The 13206-nt window shown below is 63.4% G+C and carries 16 protein-coding genes; 8 read left to right on the forward strand and 8 right to left on the reverse strand.

The window, feature by feature from the left end:
• The first annotated feature begins 46 nt into the window (after positions 1–46).
• Positions 47–412, forward strand: a complete 366-nt coding sequence (locus FKL89_RS04035; protein ID WP_156861554.1) for a 6-carboxytetrahydropterin synthase — start codon at positions 47–49, stop codon at positions 410–412.
• The gene (locus FKL89_RS04040) at positions 412–1824 is read left to right on the forward strand and encodes a THUMP domain-containing class I SAM-dependent RNA methyltransferase (protein WP_181955216.1); all 1413 of its coding nucleotides are present in this window, start codon (positions 412–414) and stop codon (positions 1822–1824) included. Before FKL89_RS04035 ends, FKL89_RS04040 begins: the two co-directional genes overlap by 1 nt.
• 87 nt (positions 1825–1911) lie before the next feature.
• On the opposite strand, the gene FKL89_RS04045 is transcribed toward FKL89_RS04040, so the two are convergent.
• Entirely contained in the window at positions 1912–2202 is a 291-nt protein-coding gene (locus tag FKL89_RS04045) for a nucleotidyltransferase family protein (protein ID WP_156861556.1), read from the reverse strand.
• A gap of 97 nt (positions 2203–2299) precedes the next feature.
• Between FKL89_RS04045 and FKL89_RS04050 the strand changes: the two genes are divergently transcribed.
• Positions 2300–2524, forward strand: a complete 225-nt coding sequence (locus FKL89_RS04050; protein WP_156861558.1) for a hypothetical protein — start codon at positions 2300–2302, stop codon at positions 2522–2524.
• Between the two features lie 19 nt (positions 2525–2543).
• Here FKL89_RS04050 and FKL89_RS04055 read toward each other — a convergent pair whose 3' ends face one another.
• From FKL89_RS04055 to FKL89_RS04065, 3 genes are all read right to left on the reverse strand, one after another.
• Positions 2544–3251: a hypothetical protein gene (locus FKL89_RS04055; protein ID WP_156861560.1), complete on the reverse strand. Its 708-nt coding sequence runs from the start codon at positions 3249–3251 to the stop codon at positions 2544–2546.
• A 67-nt stretch (positions 3252–3318) separates the two neighbouring features.
• Positions 3319–3681 carry a BRCT domain-containing protein gene (locus FKL89_RS04060; protein ID WP_156861562.1) on the reverse strand — a complete coding sequence of 121 codons (363 nt, stop codon included), beginning with the start codon at positions 3679–3681 and terminating at the stop codon, positions 3319–3321.
• A 213-nt stretch (positions 3682–3894) separates the two neighbouring features.
• Positions 3895–4857 carry an IS5 family transposase gene (locus tag FKL89_RS04065; protein WP_156861563.1) on the reverse strand — a complete coding sequence of 321 codons (963 nt, stop codon included), beginning with the start codon at positions 4855–4857 and terminating at the stop codon, positions 3895–3897.
• Between the two features lie 426 nt (positions 4858–5283).
• Between FKL89_RS04065 and FKL89_RS04070 the strand changes: the two genes are divergently transcribed.
• Positions 5284–5472, forward strand: a complete 189-nt coding sequence (locus FKL89_RS04070; RefSeq protein ID WP_156861564.1) for a DUF3460 family protein — start codon at positions 5284–5286, stop codon at positions 5470–5472.
• Positions 5473–5493: 21 nt separating this feature from the next.
• Here the strand turns inward: FKL89_RS04070 and FKL89_RS04075 are convergent, their stop codons facing one another.
• On the reverse strand, positions 5494–5895 hold the full coding sequence (locus FKL89_RS04075) for a hypothetical protein (protein ID WP_156861565.1): 402 nt from the start codon (positions 5893–5895) through the stop codon (positions 5494–5496).
• A 49-nt stretch (positions 5896–5944) separates the two neighbouring features.
• Between FKL89_RS04075 and FKL89_RS04080 the strand changes: the two genes are divergently transcribed.
• Positions 5945–6772 carry a tRNA threonylcarbamoyladenosine dehydratase gene (locus FKL89_RS04080; protein WP_156864536.1) on the forward strand — a complete coding sequence of 276 codons (828 nt, stop codon included), beginning with the start codon at positions 5945–5947 and terminating at the stop codon, positions 6770–6772.
• A 225-nt stretch (positions 6773–6997) separates the two neighbouring features.
• On the opposite strand, the gene bla is transcribed toward FKL89_RS04080, so the two are convergent.
• Positions 6998–7921: a class A beta-lactamase gene (gene bla, locus FKL89_RS04085; RefSeq protein ID WP_156861566.1), complete on the reverse strand. Its 924-nt coding sequence runs from the start codon at positions 7919–7921 to the stop codon at positions 6998–7000.
• A gap of 101 nt (positions 7922–8022) precedes the next feature.
• On the opposite strand from bla, the gene FKL89_RS04090 reads away from it, so the two are divergent.
• Positions 8023–8904 carry a LysR family transcriptional regulator gene (locus FKL89_RS04090; protein ID WP_156861567.1) on the forward strand — a complete coding sequence of 294 codons (882 nt, stop codon included), beginning with the start codon at positions 8023–8025 and terminating at the stop codon, positions 8902–8904.
• Here FKL89_RS04090 and FKL89_RS04095 read toward each other — a convergent pair.
• Both FKL89_RS04095 and FKL89_RS04100 read right to left on the reverse strand, forming a co-directional pair.
• Positions 8881–9633 (reverse strand): class II aldolase/adducin family protein, encoded by a 753-nt coding sequence (locus FKL89_RS04095; RefSeq protein ID WP_156861568.1) that lies wholly within the window; start codon positions 9631–9633, stop codon positions 8881–8883. The genes FKL89_RS04090 and FKL89_RS04095 overlap by 24 nt on opposite strands.
• 13 nt (positions 9634–9646) lie before the next feature.
• A complete protein-coding gene (locus FKL89_RS04100; protein WP_162527391.1) occupies positions 9647–10711 on the reverse strand; it encodes a Bug family tripartite tricarboxylate transporter substrate binding protein in 1065 nt (354 codons plus the stop codon).
• A gap of 267 nt (positions 10712–10978) precedes the next feature.
• Between FKL89_RS04100 and FKL89_RS04105 the strand changes: the two genes are divergently transcribed.
• Positions 10979–11722, forward strand: a complete 744-nt coding sequence (locus FKL89_RS04105; RefSeq protein ID WP_156861570.1) for a response regulator — start codon at positions 10979–10981, stop codon at positions 11720–11722.
• Positions 11719–13161, forward strand: a complete 1443-nt coding sequence (locus FKL89_RS04110) for a sensor histidine kinase (RefSeq protein ID WP_156861571.1) — start codon at positions 11719–11721, stop codon at positions 13159–13161. Before FKL89_RS04105 ends, FKL89_RS04110 begins: the two co-directional genes overlap by 4 nt.
• The last annotated feature ends 45 nt before the right edge of the window (positions 13162–13206 follow it).

Here is a 13206-nt window from a genome sequence, read left to right on the forward strand (position 1 = left end):
CGAATGGCGGGCAAGCCCGCTCCCACAAGCGATGGATAATCACGCCATGAACTACGAAATCACGCAGCGCTTCTTTTTTGACGCTGCGCACACCTTGAAGCGCAAGATTGAGGCCGAGGGCTCGCGTCGCATTCATGGTCACACCTATCACTGTGAGGTGGCGCTCGCTGGCACGCCGGATGCGCAGACCGGCATGGTGAGCGACCTCGGCTTTCTGCGCGCGCATCTCGATGCGGTGCGTGACCAGCTCGACCATCGCTATCTGGATGAAGTGGCTGGCCTCGGCGCGCCGACGCTGGAGAACCTCTGCACCTACGTCTGGCGCGCGGTGGAGCCCGCGTTTGCCAACGTGTCGCGGGTGCGTGTGTGGCGCGAAGGCATGGGCGACGGCTGCACGCTGTCGCGATCCTGATGGCCATTCCGCCCAAACCGCCTGGCCCACGGAAGCCACTGTCGCTGCCGCAGCGACCGCCGCAGGCGCAGCCAGCACCGTTGCCGCAGCCGCCGAAACGGCCGCCGCCGCCCCAATCGCCGCAACGCCCGCAGTCGCTGCAGCATGCGCCGCGCCCGGCCGGGCCGCGCGCTGGCACGCTGTCGGTCCACGCCAAACCGGTTCCTGACCGCGCACAGCGATTCTTCGCGCCGTGCCCACGCGGGCTGGAGCAAGTGCTCGCCGATGAGCTTGCCACGCTTGGCGCTGCGCAGGTGTCACCCACCGACGGTGGCGTCGGCTTCAGCGGGCCGTTCACGCTGGGATACCGCGTCTGCCTCTGGAGCCGCATCGCCAGCCGCGTGCTGTGGCAATTGGCCGAGAGCGAGTACCGGCACGAGGAAGAGATTTACCGGCTGGCGCGCAATATCGACTGGCCGCACCTGTTCTCGGCACGCGAGACGATCCGTGTGCAGGTGGACGCCATCCGCTCGCCGCTCACCAGCCTTGAGTTCGTCACGCTGCGCGTGAAGGACGCGATTGTCGACCGCTTCCGCGCCGCGATGGCCTCGCGCCCGTCGGTGAATACCAGCATGCCCGACATGCGCATCCACGTGTTCCTCACCGCGTACAAGGCCACGGTGTACCTTGACCTCGCAGGTGAGGCGCTGTTCAAGCGCGGCTACCGGCGTGAGGGCCTGCTGGCTCCGCTGCGTGAGAACCTCGCCGCCGGGATGCTGGCGCTCAAGGGCTGGACGGGGCAGATGCCGCTGTTCGACCCGATGTGCGGCAGCGGCACCATCCTCACCGAGGCCGCGATGATCGCCATGCACGTCGCGCCCGGCGCCCAGCGCGCCTTCGCCTTCGAAAAGCTGCGTAACTACGACGAAGCCGCGTTCAAACAAATGCGCGAGGAGGCTGCTCAAGGTGTCACGCCGCTCGCCGCCGGCCTGCTGTTTGGCAATGATCGCAGTGAGGACGCCATCGCCACCACGCGCCGCCACCTGCAGAACATCGGCGGCGAAGCCACCGCCGCTGCCGTCACGCTCACCAATGAGGCGATGGAGACGCTGCCCGCGCCCGTCGCCGCGCTCTCCAGCGGCCTGCTGCTCACCAACCCGCCCTACGGCGAGCGGCTGAACGAGCTCGCCGAGCTGAAGGCGTGGTACCCGGCCGTCGGCGCATGGCTCAAGCGCACCATGGCAGGCTGGCGCGCCTGCTTCATCACGGCTGACCGCGACTTGCCCAGCGGCATCGGCTTCAAGCCATCCAAACGCACGCCGCTATTCAACGGCGCGCTGGATTGCCGGTTGTTTGAGTTTGAGTTGTATGCAGGGACGCGGCGGACGGATCGGGTGGTGGAGGGAGACGTAGAGACGCACCACCGGCGGTAGCGCGCCGATGCGGAGCGGAGGCGCGACGGGATTAGGCGGCGCCGTGCATTCGCGACGAGCGCTTTGCGAACCGCATGACGAGTCTGTTCATAAAGCGCGCGCTTCACGAATCACTTGCTCACGGAACTTGTCCGGCAAGGCGCGCGGCGTGAGCACGTCAACGGCGACCTGAAGCGCCCGCGCGACTTCAAGCTGCAGTCGCGCGATGTCCATCATCGTCGTTTCGCTGGTTGGCTCGACCAATAAGTCGAGGTCGCTATCGTCTGTATCTTCGCCGCGCAGCACCGAACCAAACACGCGCACGTTGGTAACGCGATGACGCAAGGCGATATCGCGAATCGCATCGCGGTGAATGGTCAAAGCTTCCGACGGGCGCATGGCCCAATTTTAAGGGCACTTCGACGCTTGCAAACGTTCACTGCGTGTCGGTTCAACGCCTACGCAAGGCGGGCTCCCTGAGGCGCAGTGTCCGGCCTTGGGCGCCCGGCTCAAGCGCACCATGGAAGGCTGGCGCGCCTGCTTCATCGCCGCAGTCCGCGAGCTGCCCAGCGGCATCTGCTTCAAGCCGTCTAAACGCACACCGCTATTCAACGGTGCGCTGGATTGCCGGTTGTTTGTGTTTGAGCTGTGCGCGGGGACGCGGTGGACGGATCACGTGGCGCCGGGTGAGATGGCCATGTCGACTGTTCAACGCCACTGACGTCCTCTCGATGGAGAGGTTATTCTTCGCCGCTCTCGCCGTAGGCTAGTTCATATGACATGCCCGATGTGTCTTTCGGTGCAAAACCTGGGCGAAGGAAGCCTGAAACCTTTGGAGGGCCTTCTGCGACGTAAGTGGCCTCCATGAGCCCTCTCGCGGAATCTTGTCGCAGTTCGTAAATGAACGGCGGCGCCTGTTCGATGTATTGCTGCTTTGGTATCCCGAGCAAACTGTGATTTTCACGCCAAAGCCGATCATCGCGCGTAGCTAGGAGCGAATCAAACCAGGTGACTTGCTTCTTACCGTCGTTCGCTAGCACAAAACTGCGTTGGATCGATAGAGCAGTGTGGTCTAACTCAGCCAAAAACTCCCTGGTGGAAATCACCAAATTGAACCCAACGGGTATGTCGTCGGTGTAGCGCAGTTGATAGCACTTGCGATTGAGCTCAAGGAAACTCAAGTCGAGTGTGGAAAACAGTTTGGGATCAAAGTTCCTTACCGCCTTCCAATGCGCCGCCTTCAAATGGCCGCGACTCTCGTTGCCTCGAAATGCGAGTACAACTTTGAAGTATTTTTCGATGGCGGTGCTCGATAGCACGGCCCCCTGCTGCGGTAGCTTAGAGAGAAGGAGAACCCGGGCGGCGATATAGTCGTTGAGGGCATCGTTCAAAAAAGCGCGAATCTTCTTAAGATCAGCGTTCTTCGATGCGGCTCGGGTGGCGTTCATTGCGGCGGCTAACGTCAAGATTCTTAGTCAACCTAACGTCCTTAAGCGAGCCCCCTTTGTACGCGTGTCATTGGAGTACCTCGCCTGTTTCAAGCAGATGAAGGAATTGCTCTTTATTGAGGATGTGATTGCCCTGCTCGCGGGCCTTTTCAAGCTTTGCGGGACCGGCATTCTCTCCTGCGCATAGGAACGCCAAGTTCTTCGTCACTGAGCCGACAGTCTCAAGGTTCGCAGCCTGTGCGAGTGCTGCAAGTTCCGTCTTGTCTGCCGCTGAGAAGCCTGTGAAGCAGATTTGACTCAGTTTTTCTTTCCGAGGCTTCGCATTGGCATAGATCCAAGCCCACCCCTGAGCATCTGTCATTGCAGCAATCTCTTGCGCCGTGAACGGGCTTTTTGCTTTCAGGATGCGGGTAACCTTTTCACTTGCCATGTCATTGTTTCCTCGGTTAGTCGGCGCGCCTGCGATTTTGTTGCACTCAGGGCTTAGGGCAACGCTGAACAAGCCATTGATTTCAATGGCGACGGTGAGTGCGGCGAGTCAAAGTTACGCACGACGAGATTTTTGGGCCGCAGTGGTCCGATTTCGCTCCAATGAGTGCCGTATCGGCCCCACGGGCGTGCTTTACGCCCACTGCGGGCGCACTCATGCCATCAGGCGCTTGCGCGCCAGGTAGATGTTGGCCAGCCCCAGCGCCACAAACGAGCGCGTGGCGTTCTTCGCCAGGCCGCGGTAGCGCACCTTGGTGAAACCCCACAGCCGCTTGACCACCGCGAACACGTGCTCCACTCGGGCTCGCACCTTGGACTTATTGCGGTTCTTCGCCCGCGCGACTTCGTCTATCTCGCCGCCTCTGCGCATGCGCTGATTGGTGAAGTCCCGGGCTTTGGGGGCCTTCGACTCGATCAACTCCTTCTGACTGGCATAGGCACTGTCGCCGTACACGCGCTGCTCCGCTCCGTGCAGCAGCTCAGGCAACGGGTGCTTGTCGTGCACGTTCGCCGCGGTCACCACCGCGCTGTGCGTCAGCCCCGTGCGGCTGTCCACTCCGATGTGCATCTTCATGCCGAAGTACCACTGCTGGCCCTTCTTCGTCTGGTGCATCTCGGGGTCACGCGCCTTCTCGGCGTTCTTCGTCGAACTCGGTGCGCCGATGATGGTGGCATCCACGATCGTGCCCGTGCCTACCTTCAGCCCCTGCTCCTGCAGTAGCCGACCGACCGTGGCGAACAATTGTTCGCCCAGCTTGTGCTGCTCCAGAAGACGGCGGAACTTCAACAGCGTGGTGCCATCGGGCACGCGCTCACGGCCAAGGTCAATACCCACGAAGCGGCGCAGTGCCGTGCTGTCCAGCAATGCCTCCTCGCAGGCCTCGTCCGCAAGGTTGAACCAGTGCTGCACAAAGTACATGCGCAGCATGCGTTCCAGCCCCACCGGCGGGCGACCATTGCCAGGCTTGGGATAGTGCGGCTCAATGACGGCGCACAGTTCGGACCACGGCACGATCTGCTCCATCGTCGCGAGGAACACGTCGCGCTTGGTTGCGCGCCGGTACTGTTCAAATCCGGCACCTTGATCGGCCGCTGCAGCTAGAGTCTGTTGCTTCATACATTCATAACGTCGCTACAGCTCTACGGTGGACTTGTTCAGTGTTGCCTTAGCACGCCGTGACTGTGTATTTGATGCCGAAGTGATTTGTCTAATAAGCGATGGCGATAACGGCTACCCACAATCAATGGCTTGCAGCAAACTATCCCGCATGCAAAGGTTTGATTCGATCATCGTCGTTATACCGACCATCTCGGTCAATAACAAGTCTGCATCTAGCGCTACACCGAGCGAAGGGCACCTCGATTCGCGACTTGGTCACGGCGTGCTCGGGGGTGAGATGGCGCCCTCCACTTTAGGACGCAGCGTCGCGCCACTTCAATAAAATGAGCGCAGATCGACATTTCCACCTGCGACCGCGCAACTTTCGCGTCCTTGGATCACCACAAAATCTGACGCGCCCCAGCGCACCACAAGGCACCCATCATGGCCGGCTACGTTTCTGAATTCACCCAGTTCATCACCGAGCTCAAGGCGGCGAAGCCGCAGCTTGAGGCTGAGCAGCGCAAGGGCCGCGCGATCTGGTGGGACAAGCAGCCGCTGGACGTGAAAGAGCGCAGCGAGCAGGACGCCGCCCGCGTGCCGCAGAAGCCTTATCCGTACGCGACCAACTAGGGCGTTAGCAAGCCCCTGACGTCAGGGCATTTCCCTGGCGCACTCACCGCCGGGATGATCGGCGGCGCGCGCCTCGGTCGCCAGCAGGGCGAACGCGACGAAGTGCAGCAACAGGCCGGCGGCAAAAAACACCGCCTTCGCCGCCGCTGCGCTGACCGCCGGCTCGCCGTCCATCTGGCCGTAGCCGAGCGCCTGCATCACGCCGATAAAGGCGAAGGTGGCGCCGGGCAGCAGCAGCACCGGCCAAGCCAGCTGCATCGTCTGCGTCAACCGTTCGGCGCAGCCGGTCATGAACAGGATTGCGGCGGCGGGCAGGGCGATCAGCGCCATCCAGCGGCCACTCGCTACTGCGGCGAGCACGGCCACCAGCAACCACGCGATCAGCGTCGCGTTGAACAGCCGAACCAGCGTTTGCCTTTGCATGACTGCCTTTACCAAAACTGCAACTCTGGCCGATGATACGCTCGCCGCGATGAGCTCCACCGCCACTCCGCCAGCCTCACCCGGCGCCGCCAGTGCCGCCGAATGCGCGGTGGGTGACCCGCTCGCGGCAAGCGGCGACAGTGATGACCGCCGCTTTGGCGGCATAGCGCGCCTTTACGGCACGGCGGGGTTCGCGCGCATCCGCGCAGCGCATGGCGTGGTGGTGGGCATTGGCGGCGTGGGCTCGTGGGCGGCGGAGGCGCTGGCGCGCTCCGGCGTGGGGCGGTTGACGCTGATTGATCTGGACGTGGTGGCCGAGTCGAACCTGAACCGCCAGGCGCACGCCACGCTCGCCAACCTCGGGCGCAACAAGGTGGATGCGATGCAGGAGCGCGTTGCCAGTTTTGCGCCAGATTGCGCGGTGACGCTCGTCGACGATTTTGTGACGCCGGACAACGTGGCGGCGCTGATCCCGGCGGATGCCAGCTTCGTCATCGACGCCATCGACCAGGTGCGCGCCAAGGCGGCGCTGGTGGCGCATTGCGTGGCGCGCAGGCTGCCGGTGCTGGTGTGCGGCGGTGCTGGCGGCAAGACCGATGCCTCGCGGCTGACCACCAGCGACCTCGCGCTGACGGCGCACGACGCGCTGCTCTCGAAGCTGCGCGCCACGCTGCGGCGCGAATACGCCTTCCCGCGCGGCGACAAAAAGTTTCGCGTCACCGCGATCTACAGCACCGAGCCGCAGGCGGGCGCGCCCGCAGACGGCGCCGCCGGGCTCGCCTGCGCTGGCTACGGCTCCGCGATGCACATGACGGCGAGCATGGGGCTGCTGGCAGCGGGCGTGGCGTTGACTGCGACGGCAACCAGCGGTACGTGACGCCGCTCTGCCCGCTCGCGCGACGCTCGGTCGCGCGGGCATATCTGTATCAGCTTTTCGCTGAAAGCCTCATTCGCACAGGGCTCAGCGGCATAAATTGACATTTATCGACTTCTTGCCATATCGGCGTACAAGCCCTTGTTGAATAATGGTTTTGAGGAAGAGTTGTATACCTCTTTTTGGGCGCGGAGTGTATGCGATGCAATGGCACGCTCCTCGCGCAGATTACTGCTTGCGGCCTTGTAACCACGCCGCTGCGATCCGGCCCGCCTCAGCCAACACCGCCTGATCTTCATCGCGCATCCTTTTGCTCACCATCGGCCCTTCGTAAAACGCCGAGACGACGACTGCGGCCTTTCCGGTGGGCCAGACAATGGCGACGTCGTTGTACTTGTCGTGCATGTTTGGCGCCATCCCCGTGCCGGTTTTGTCGCCAGAGCGCCAGCCTTGAGGGAATCCGGCGCGCACGCGCTTCAGGCCGGTCTCCGTTGCCATCATCCACGACACCAGCAGATCGTGAGACGCCGGCTTGAGCCAATTCGCGGTCAGCATGTGGGCAATGGTTTGACACATGGCAGCCGGCGTCGTGGTGTCGCGCAGGTCACCCGGCGTCACCAGGTTCAGACTCGGCTCGGTACGGTCAAGGCGGGTGGTGCTGTCGCCGAGGGAGCGCAGGGTGGACGTAAACCCTGCCGGCCCTCCGATGAGCGACAGCAGCAGGTTGGCTGCGACGTTGTCACTTTCCATTTGCGCAGCACGCGCGAGTGCCTCGATGGACATGCCGCCGTCGGCGAGTTGGCGGCTGGTGATCGGGGCGTGCGCCACGATGTCACGCTTGCTGTATGGCACGAACTGATCGAGTCGCAAATTGCCGCGATCGACCTCGCGGAGGATGATTGCCGCCAGCGGCAACTTGAAGGTCGAACACATCGCGAATCGCTCCGCCAGGCGATGGCCGGTGTACCGCCCGGTGCCCGTATCCAAAATGGCGACACCGAGACGGCCTCCAGCCTTGCGCTCGAGTGTGGCCAGCTCCGACGCAGCGATGCTTCTCGATCCGGGGGCGTCGCTGGCGGGCACGCGTGCCGAAAGGAGCGTTGCGATCGTTGCGAAGAGAATTTGTCGCCGGTTGCGCTGGTTGATATCCATGTTTATGCCATTGATGAGGTGGCGCTCATTCTTGGCACGAGCGGCATCGAGCGCAATGTATGATCTTTGAGATCAGCCAATACTTTTTCTAATGTCTTGCCATGCCACTCTCGGGCATTTCGTTGAACGCGCTGCGTGCCTTCGAGGCAGCAGCGCGGCATCTCAACTTCACGCGCGCGGCGGATGAGTTGTGTGTCACCCAAGCGGCGGTGAGCCATCAGGTGAAAACGCTGGAGGATCAGTTGGGCAACGTGCTATTCCGCAGGACTGCGCGTGGGCTGGTGCTGACTGACGAGGGAGCGGTGCTGATGCCTGCGGTGGCCGACAGCTTCCTGCGGCTCGAACGCGCGCTGGATGCAGTGAGGCAAGGTGGCCCGCAGGAGGTGTTGACGGTGGGTGTCGTTGGCACCTTCGCCACCGGATTCCTGTTGCCACGTGTGGGTGGCTTTCGAGCGCAACATCCGCGTATCGATCTGCGGCTGCTGGGCAACAACAATAAGGTCGACCTGGCAAGCGACAACCTCGACTATGCAATCCGGTTTGGGGACGGCGCGTGGCGCAGCGTCGAGGCGCAGCACTTGATGAATGCGCCGCTGGCACCGCTGTGTTCGCCAGCGGCGGCGAAGCTGCTACGTCACCCGGACGACTTGAGCAGGTTTGCGCTGCTACGCTCGTACCGGCCCGACGATTGGGCGACGTGGCTGGCCGCTGCGGGCGTAAAGCAGGTGTTCGCGCGTGGCGCCATGTTTGATTCATCATCCACGATGGTGCAGGCTGCGATGGCGGGGCTCGGCATTGCATTGGCGCCGCCGTGCATGTTCACGCGCGAACTCGATCAGGGGCGTCTGGTGCAACCATTTCCATTGATGGTGGACGTGGGCAGTTATTGGCTCACACGGCTGACTTCAAGGCAGCAGACGCCGGCAATGACCGCATTTCGGACGTGGCTGGCCGAAGCGCTACGACCGGATCAGGCCGGCTAACGCCACCTTCGCGCGGGCTTTCCAGAAATCCCACGGCCGGTCGACGACGGTTTCGTTGATGGTCATTGAGCCGGTCGCCTCGCCGGGCGTGAGGTAGTTCACACCGCTGTCGCCGCCGGCGATGCGCATGGCCTCGGTTTGCAGCTTGGCGTTCATCTCGGCCCAGATGGCGCGGGCGACCACCAGCTTGAGCGAATGCGCCACCGTCACCGAGCCATGCCCGCGCATCAGGGCAAACAGATGTGGCCCGAGTGATTCCGCGAGCGCGCGGCCGAGCGCGGCGTTCTTCACCAGCATGTCGTTGTTCTCGCCCGCCGTGTCGCGAATTTCGAACACCGCCGTTGAGAAGCCGAGAAAGCCGCTCATGTGGCACACCGGTCGCAGCGTGGCGCGGGTGATGCCGAACGGGATGATCGCCGGCGAGTGGCTGTGCACAATCGCCATCACGTCCGGCCGCGCCTTGTAGATCTCGCTGTGGATGAAGCGCTCGAGGTAGCTGCGGCGGCCGGCGGCGTCGTGCACGGTGCCTTCGTAATCCACCTCGACGATGTCGTCCGCCGTGACCGTGGCGGGCGCCACGCCGCAGGCGAGCAGAAAGCGGTCGTCGCGGCCATCATGGCGCACGCTGACGTGGCCGAAGCCATCCACCACGCCCTCGACAAACAGGATGTGATTGGCGCTCACCAGATCGTCTACCAGCGCCTTCGAGGCCGTTGTTGCTGCGGTCACGAACGCGCTCCGCTCAGTCGGCCTTGATGTTGATGGTCTTGATGATTTTGGCGAAGCGTTCGGCTTCTTCCGCCAGCACCTTGGCCAGCTCGTCGCTGCTGCTGCCGATCACTTCCACGCCCGAGTTGAGCAGCGTCTCGGCGACGGCCGGCGTGCGAATCGCGGTGGCAATGTCGGTGGACAATTGCTTGAGCACCGTCGGCGGCGTGCCCGACGGCGCCATCACGATGGTGGTGGGGGCGAAATCGAAGCCGGGGATCGCCGTCTCGGCGATGGTGGGAATATTCGGCGCCTGCGAGAAGCGCTTGTTCGAGTTCTGCGCCAGCAGCTTGACGCGGTTGTCCTTGACGAACCCGGCGATGGCGGGCAGCGCCGAGAAGATCATCTGCACCTGGCCGCCCACCAGCGCCGGTGTGGCTTGCCCCATGCCCTTGAACGGCACGTGAACCATGTTGATGCCGAGCGCGGCGGAAAACGATTCGCCGGTGAGGTGATGGGTGCTGCCTATGCCCGAGGTACCGTAGTTCACCTTGCCGGGATTGGCCTTGACGTAGGCGATGAACTCGGCGAGCGTGTTGGCCGGCACGCTTGGGTGGATGGTGACGAACAGGGGCGCCTTGCCCAGCGCCGAGACCGGCACGAAATCCTTTTTGTGGTCGTATTCGAGCTTGCTGTAGAGCGCCGGGTTGATGGTGAACATCGAGCCATCGGTCACCAGCAGGGTGTAGCCGTCACTGCCAGCGGACTTGATCGTTTGCGCCGCGACTGCGCCGTTGCCGCCGGGGCGGTTGTCGATGATGACCTGCTGGTTCCACTTCTCGGTCAATGCCTTGGCCAGCACGCGGGCGACGGTATCGGGGAAGCCACCGGCCGGGTAGGGCACCACCAGCTTCACCGGCTTGGATGGAAATGCCTGAGCGGCTGCGAACGCTGGCAGCGTCAGCGTCATGGCTGCGAGGGCGGCGCGCAGCAGGTCGGCGCGCCCGAAGCGCCGGGGCCGAAGCGATACATCGCGCAGGCAGCCGGCGGGGGGGGCGGACGATGCGGGGGCAAAGCAGGACAAGAAACGGGACAACATGATGACTTCCTCCAATATGGCAACCATAGCACTGCGTCCCCGGCCCGAATGTAGGGCTGGTCCGCAATTTTGTTGCGTCAGCGAGGCTAATCAGCTTTGCAAATTTTCCCGCTGAAAGCCTTATTCAATAAGGGCTACGTCGCATATGTACCAAGAAGTCGACTTTTTATCGAATACGCGCCGTGGCCCTTGCTCCATGCAATTTGCGAGACAAAGCTGATGCCGAAATCGTGGCGAAACACTACACTTGTACGAGGAGGAAACATCGTGCGAATTTTGCTGGTGGAGGATGACGCCGAGCTTGGTAGCGGCGTCTGCGCGAGCCTGAAGCGCGAGCACTACGCGGTGGACTGGGTGACCGACGGTCCCGCAGCGTCCACGGCGCTCAGCACAGGCCAGTACGATCTGGTCATTCTCGATCTCGGGTTGCCGAAAATGTCGGGGCTGCAGGTGTTGCGCCAGTTGCGCTCGCGGGGCGAGGCGCAGAAGGCGGTGCCGGTGCTGATTACCACGGCGATGGATTCGGTGACCGACCGTGTCGAAGGCCTAGACGCCGGTGCCGACGATTACCTGGTCAAGCCCTTCGCGCTGGACGAGTTGCACGCCAGGGTGCGCGCGCTGATCCGCCGCCGCAACGCCGCGACCAGCAATCTGCTGGCGCATGGCCGCCTCACCTTTGATATTGCCTCGCGGCAAGCGTCCTCGGACGGCACGCCGCTGGAACTGTCAGTGCGCGAGGCGGGCATCCTCGAAGTGCTGCTACTGCGCGCCGGACGTGCAGTGACCAAAGAGCAGTTGATGGAAGGCCTCTGCGCGTGGGACAGCGACATTTCGCTGAACGCCATCGAGGTTTACGTGCATCGCCTGCGCAAGAAGCTGGAGCCCGCTGGCATTCAGGTGCGCACCTTCCGCGGCCTCGGTTATTGCATCGACAAGCCCCTGGTCAACGGCACCGACAAACCCATCAACGGTCACGACGAGGCGCCGCGCGCCGCTGCCCGCACGCAATGAGTCTTGCCGCGCGGCTGCTGGAATGGCTGCTCGCGCCCCTGCTGTCGATCTGGCTGGTGAGTCTGGGCATCTCGTTCATGAGTGCCCGCACCACCGTCGACACTGCGCTTGACGACGGCCTGAGCGCGGTATCGGCGATGCTGATGTCGGAGTGGGAGCAGCGCGCCACCACGCGCCCTGACCTGGCGATCCCGTCGGAGCCCACCAAGCAGTGGATGAATCTGGCGCCGGAGTTTCCGGTGCTCTACCTGATCGTCGATGAAGCGGGCGTCGCCGTCGCTGGCGATGATTCGCTACAGTCGTTTCTGCGTGCGACCGCCGATGCCGACAGCCCGGAAGCAGCGCCGGTCATTCCGCGCGAATTCCGCCATGTGCACGGCTTCAATACCGTCATGGATGACGCGGTGATGCGTGTCGTCCGCCTGCGTTTCACCGCAGGTCCGAAGGAGTTTGTCCTCGCCGTCGCGCAGTCGCGCGAGCGGCAGGCGGCGTTGCTGCGGACTGGCATGCTGCACGAGGCGCTGGCGCAGTCGGCCGTGCTGCTGGTGGCCTTCTACCTGCTCTGGTACGGGCTCACCTATGTGGCGCGCCCGATGAAGGCTTTACAGCAGCATCTCGACGCGCGCTCTGCTGACGACTGGACGCCGCTTCCCGAGCAGCTGGCCCCGCACGAAATCGCGCCACTGATTGCATCGACCAATGCGCTGATCGAGCGATTGCAGACCTCGCTCGGTGCCCAGAAACGGTTCATCGCCAACGCTGCCCATCAGTTGCGTACGCCGCTGGCGGCGCTGCGTACCCAGAGCGAACTGCTGCAGCGTTTGCCGGAAGGACCTGAGCGCGACCAAGCGATGCAGCGCCTGGTCGCCACCGGGCGCCGGGCCAGCCGTCTGGCCAACCAGTTGCTGGCACTTGCCCGCGCCGAAAGCATGGGCACGACGGGGGTTCGCCAGCCGGTGCCGCTGAATGCCTTGTGCGAGAGTGTCGCGCGCGACGTCCTGCCGCAGGCGATTGAACGCGAAATTGACTTCGCCTTCGAACCGGCACCCGCCGAACTCGCCGTGATGGGCGATGCCACGCTGCTCGGTGAGCTGACACGCAACCTGGTCGACAACGCGTTCAAGTACACGCCACGGGGTGGTTCAGTGGTGCTGGCGGTCCTCGGCGAGCCGTCGCGCATCGTGGTCGATGACTCCGGCCCCGGCGTGGCGGAGGCTGATCGCGAGCGTGTCTTTGCGCCCTTCTCGCGGGTGGCGCAGCTCGACACCGAGTCGGGCACGCCGATACCGGGCACCGGTCTTGGGCTTGCGATCGTGCGCGAGGTGGCGCAGGCGCATGGCGCCACGGTCGGCATCGAGACCTCCTCGATGAATGGCGCCCGATTTGTTGTCAGCTTCGCGTCAGTCGCTCGTCAGAGCACCGTAAGCCCCGCTCTCTAACTTTCACTCCGCTATCGCCACGCCAGGTTCGAGCGTGCGGTTTTC

The organism is Casimicrobium huifangae (assembly GCF_009746125.1).
GTDB lineage: Bacteria > Pseudomonadota > Gammaproteobacteria > Burkholderiales > Casimicrobiaceae > Casimicrobium > Casimicrobium huifangae.

What these genes read in the sequence shown, in the direction of transcription:
- bla (WP_156861566.1), bottom strand. Translation starts at nt 7,921, where the DNA reads ATGGATATCAACCAGCGCAACCGGCGACAAATTCTCTTCGCAACGATC.
- FKL89_RS04070 (WP_156861564.1), top strand. Translation starts at nt 5,284, where the DNA reads ATGGCCGGCTACGTTTCTGAATTCACCCAGTTCATCACCGAGCTCAAG.
- FKL89_RS04040 (WP_181955216.1), top strand. Translation starts at nt 412, where the DNA reads ATGGCCATTCCGCCCAAACCGCCTGGCCCACGGAAGCCACTGTCGCTG.
- FKL89_RS04055 (WP_156861560.1), bottom strand. Translation starts at nt 3,251, where the DNA reads ATGAACGCCACCCGAGCCGCATCGAAGAACGCTGATCTTAAGAAGATT.
- FKL89_RS04035 (WP_156861554.1), top strand. Translation starts at nt 47, where the DNA reads ATGAACTACGAAATCACGCAGCGCTTCTTTTTTGACGCTGCGCACACC.
- FKL89_RS04060 (WP_156861562.1), bottom strand. Translation starts at nt 3,681, where the DNA reads ATGGCAAGTGAAAAGGTTACCCGCATCCTGAAAGCAAAAAGCCCGTTC.
- FKL89_RS04090 (WP_156861567.1), top strand. Translation starts at nt 8,023, where the DNA reads ATGCCACTCTCGGGCATTTCGTTGAACGCGCTGCGTGCCTTCGAGGCA.
- FKL89_RS04045 (WP_156861556.1), bottom strand. Translation starts at nt 2,202, where the DNA reads ATGCGCCCGTCGGAAGCTTTGACCATTCACCGCGATGCGATTCGCGAT.
- FKL89_RS04080 (WP_156864536.1), top strand. Translation starts at nt 5,945, where the DNA reads ATGAGCTCCACCGCCACTCCGCCAGCCTCACCCGGCGCCGCCAGTGCC.
- FKL89_RS04100 (WP_162527391.1), bottom strand. Translation starts at nt 10,711, where the DNA reads ATGTTGTCCCGTTTCTTGTCCTGCTTTGCCCCCGCATCGTCCGCCCCC.
- FKL89_RS04065 (WP_156861563.1), bottom strand. Translation starts at nt 4,857, where the DNA reads ATGAAGCAACAGACTCTAGCTGCAGCGGCCGATCAAGGTGCCGGATTT.
- FKL89_RS04110 (WP_156861571.1), top strand. Translation starts at nt 11,719, where the DNA reads ATGAGTCTTGCCGCGCGGCTGCTGGAATGGCTGCTCGCGCCCCTGCTG.
- FKL89_RS04075 (WP_156861565.1), bottom strand. Translation starts at nt 5,895, where the DNA reads ATGCAAAGGCAAACGCTGGTTCGGCTGTTCAACGCGACGCTGATCGCG.